The organism is Phenylobacterium sp., from assembly GCF_036495085.1.
GTDB lineage: Bacteria > Pseudomonadota > Alphaproteobacteria > Caulobacterales > Caulobacteraceae > Phenylobacterium.
This window is the reverse complement of record NZ_DASXNL010000178.1, coordinates 1-1,731: the sequence shown is the minus strand read 5'-3', so window position 1 is coordinate 1,731 and position 1,731 is coordinate 1. Positions and strand designations below refer to the sequence as shown.

Genomic DNA, 1,731 nt, shown 5'->3' with positions numbered 1-1,731 from the left:
GACATCGAGTTCGCCGCACGCAGAACCGCGCAGCTGGCCTTCGAGCGCGTCCTGTTCGAGCGCGGCGAGCAGGAGGTAGCCACGGGCGACGTCCTGCTCGCAGTCGGCCAGACCCGCCGCACCCTGACTTCGGAACTCGTGACCGACTTCGAGCAAGACATCCAGGACTACGCCAGGGTGTGACCGGCGCCGGCGCATCCGGGTCCCTGCGACCCGAACGAAGGCCCAAACGCGTGCCATGCCGGCCGTGGCGCCATCTCACGATACTCGCCAGACGCCGACGCCATGCTCCGGCGCAGAAGCGCTCCATAACGCCGACTCGGCGCGATTGCCGGATTGGCTGGCCACCTGGATGATCGCGCGCAGATCGTCCAGTTATGGGAATCTCCCTTGGCCGACGGGGCATCCGCTGGGTGCGAAACTTAAACGGCTTTTCCGGCGTCTGCGGCGCGGGCTGTTGCGGCGGCGCGGTCTTGGCGGGGGTGGCGGTCAGCACCGTGAGCTGGAAGCGGATCTCGGTGACGTCGGTGATTGCCCGCGAAGCGCAGCCAGTCGTTGAGGTAGCTGGCGTGGAAGTCGCTGCCGAAGGCGAGCGGCGCGCCCGGGGAGTAGATCCCGCTGGTGTAGACGACGGCGGCCTTCCTGCCGGTGATCAGGCCGGTGTAGCTGTCAGTAGGGGTGAAGGCGAACACCCAGCCGGGCTGGGTGATGATGTCGATCCATTGCTTGAGCACGTCCTAGGCGGCCTGGACCGCGCTGGGCGGCCCGCCGGCGATGACGGCCATCTTCGCCCAGGGGGCGAGGCGCCCGAACTCGGGCAGGGTGCCATCGAACAGGTCCAGGTGATCGACCTGCACGTTGGGGTGTACGGCCTAGTGAGCCTGGAGGAACGTGGCGGCCAGGGCGAGAGATTCGCTGGCCGCGCCGCGGGGGTGGCCGAGATATGCAGCAGACGAGTCATGGGAATGCTCCTTGATGTCGTAGACAACTAATGGTCAACGGGCGCCATTCATCGGTGTCCTGGTCTTAGGTAAGGCTCCGGGGGCGTACACTCACGGACTGCCACCCATTCGATCCATGAGCTGGTCGCGGTCCAGGCCGTGCGTTACCAGGAATAGTCCGTCCCTTTCCAGGTCGATCGGGTCCTGGAGCTGCTCATCTGTCGCTTTGATTGTTTCTTCCGGGACGCCGGCTGTGCGGAGAATATGAAGGAAGTCATTCTTCGGCAATTTGGTTAGCGGCTGTGGCTGCGGACTTTTCCCGGTCGTGACCTTGCGTGGGCCGGTGACTGGCATTGAAAGCCTCCCTGCTCATTGGCCGTGCTCGTGCGGGCTACCTGGGGAGAGCTAATCGTCGAGGAAGATGCGCGCGTGGCGGACGAAGAGTTCGGGGTACTGGAAATGCGCGCCGTGGTTGGCGTCCGGGTACAGGATGAGCTCGGCGTTGGGGAGGAACTGCTGCAGAATGTAGGAGTTGATCGTCGGGATCACGATGTCGTCGCTGCCGTTGACGACGAGGACGGGAAGCTCAAGGCCCTTAAGGTGGGCGTAGCTGGGGTCCTTGGCGGCGCCGTACGCCGCGAGCGCCGCGCGCTGTTCGGCGATGGACTGGTCCGAGACGGGCGCGTCGCGGTCGGTGCGGGCGATGATGCGCTCGATGTACGCACGCCCGGCCGCCTGGCTGGTCTCGGTCGGCGAAAACAGGATCGGCAGCCACATGTCTTCCTGCCGC

General features: G+C 65.5%; 3 protein-coding genes. 1 reads left to right on the top strand and 2 read right to left on the bottom strand.

The features are described 5' to 3' along the window. The coding region (locus VGI62_RS19920; RefSeq protein WP_331506314.1) for a hypothetical protein at positions 1–183 on the top strand (183 nt) is incomplete at its 5' end. A gap of 239 nt (positions 184–422) precedes the next feature. Here the strand turns inward: VGI62_RS19920 and VGI62_RS19915 are convergent. Both VGI62_RS19915 and VGI62_RS19910 read right to left on the bottom strand, forming a co-directional pair. Next, positions 423–734, bottom strand: coding sequence for an NAD(P)H-dependent oxidoreductase (locus VGI62_RS19915; protein ID WP_331506313.1), 312 nt, complete (start codon positions 732–734; stop codon positions 423–425). Positions 735–1,346: 612 nt separating this feature from the next. Beyond that, the coding region (locus tag VGI62_RS19910) for an alpha/beta fold hydrolase (RefSeq protein ID WP_331506312.1) at positions 1,347–1,731 on the bottom strand (385 nt) is incomplete at its 5' end.